The following is a 1,146-nucleotide window of genomic DNA, read 5'->3' on the forward strand; positions in this document are numbered from 1 at the left end:
GCCGTCAACTCGACCGTACTGGAGATCATGCAGGAGTTCGTCGACCGCCGCGACGGCAGGAAACCGGACACGCCGCTGGTCTTCCTGTAGACGAAGCATCCCCACCGGACTCCAGCTCTGTACGACAGTTGTGATAACATGACGTACAAAGTTGACTAGGAGATTCGCGACCATGGCAAGTACCATCCGTTCCGCTCGCCTGGGGTTGCGCGCTACGCCGCAGCAGGAAGCGGTGCTACGCCGCGCAGCCGAGGTGTCAAACAAATCGATGACCGATTTCATCCTCGACAGTGCCTGTCAGGCTGCCGAGCGGACCTTGCTCGATCAACGCCTGTTTCTGGTATCCGGCAGCCAGTCCCAAGCCTTGCTGGAGATGCTGGACCGGCCTGCCCAGGACAATCCCGGCCTGCAGGATTTGTTCTCGCGATCGGCACCTTGGGACAAGTGATGTCGCTGACCGCGCCTCAGGCGCTGGGTGCCAGCCATTCACTGGAGGATTTCGATTGCGGCAAGCCGAGCCTGAACGATTGGCTGATGCGCCATGCCCGGCAAGCGCAGGCCAGCGGCTCGGCCAAGACCTACGTGGTCGCTGACGGCGTGCGCGTCGCGGGTTACTACAGCCTCACCGTAGGGCAGATCGATACCCTGGAGGCTCCCGATCGTGTCCGCCGGGGCATGGGAGCCTACCCCATACCTGTTGTCATCCTGGCGCGGCTGGCCGTAGCCCAGCGGAACCAAGGGCTCGGAATTGGCGTGGGCCTGTTGCAGGACGCGATCCGGCGTACCCTCACCATCGCCGAGCAGGCCGGCGTTCGGGCGCTGCTGACGCATCCGATCGACGAGGAGGCATCACGCTTCTACCTGCGCTTCGGCTTCGAAGCATCGCCTGTTCGTGAGCAACAGTTGCTGCTGCTGCTCAAGGACGCGCGCCGGCTGCTTGTTTCGCCGGCGTCACCCAGGGGATAAGCCTCCCCTCACACCAATATCACGCGGGCCCCGGATCGGCCCGCACTCCAGGACCTATCGACAGTTCCCTGCCAGGCGGAACCCGGCGGCCTCGGCATCCGCCGCCGAGCCAAACGAGACACGATTTTTTTCCTGCACTTGCTCGTAGCTCGGGCAGCCGACCGGCAGGTGGTAGACCTT

Annotated in this window: 3 protein-coding genes; 2 read left to right on the forward strand and 1 reads right to left on the reverse strand. The window is 63.5% G+C overall.

Annotation, left to right across the window (positions count from 1 at the left end; genetic code table 11):
- Positions 1–172: 172 nt before the first annotated feature.
- Positions 173–448 carry a type II toxin-antitoxin system TacA family antitoxin gene (locus BMY22_RS23500; RefSeq protein WP_090625739.1) on the forward strand — a complete coding sequence of 92 codons (276 nt, stop codon included), beginning with the start codon at positions 173–175 and terminating at the stop codon, positions 446–448.
- Positions 448–966, forward strand: coding sequence for a GNAT family N-acetyltransferase (locus BMY22_RS23505; RefSeq protein WP_090625741.1), 519 nt, complete (start codon positions 448–450; stop codon positions 964–966). Before BMY22_RS23500 ends, BMY22_RS23505 begins: the two co-directional genes overlap by 1 nt.
- 54 nt (positions 967–1,020) lie before the next feature.
- Here the strand turns inward: BMY22_RS23505 and BMY22_RS25175 are convergent.
- The coding region (locus tag BMY22_RS25175; RefSeq protein ID WP_482762606.1) for a sunset domain-containing protein at positions 1,021–1,146 on the reverse strand (126 nt) is incomplete at its 5' end.

Origin of the sequence: Azotobacter beijerinckii (assembly GCF_900110885.1) — a bacterium.
Lineage (GTDB): Bacteria > Pseudomonadota > Gammaproteobacteria > Pseudomonadales > Pseudomonadaceae > Azotobacter > Azotobacter beijerinckii.